This is a genomic window from Desulfopila sp. IMCC35006 (assembly GCF_005116645.1).
Taxonomy (GTDB): Bacteria; Desulfobacterota; Desulfobulbia; order Desulfobulbales; family Desulfocapsaceae; genus Desulforhopalus_A.
Genome location: NZ_SWCM01000085.1, coordinates 1 through 255 on the forward strand (window position 1 = coordinate 1; position 255 = coordinate 255).

Below are 255 nucleotides of genomic sequence, written 5' to 3' on the forward strand. Positions count from 1 at the left end.
CTCAGGTATTAACCTGCCAGGGCAGCTGTTTTTAGGTATTGCCTATAAGCCATCCCGCAGCTGGGTTTTCGAGATAGCGACGAGATTTGAGCAATATTCCTCATACGAAAAACTTGAAGTGACAACCCGTCTGCCCGTAGCTGGGCAGACTTCCAGAACTATTAATAAAGACTGGCATGATGTCTGGGCCTATATGTTTGGGGTGAGCTATCAGATCGACGAGGGGTACAGGTTCTCAGCTGGGTACCTCTATGA

At 48.2% G+C, this 255-nt stretch carries 1 protein-coding gene; it reads left to right on the forward strand.

Going from position 1 to position 255, the window contains the following annotated elements; genetic code table 11:
* Positions 1 to 255 (forward strand): outer membrane protein transport protein (locus tag FCL47_RS24235; protein ID WP_205747437.1); only part of this gene is annotated, 255 nt, incomplete at both ends.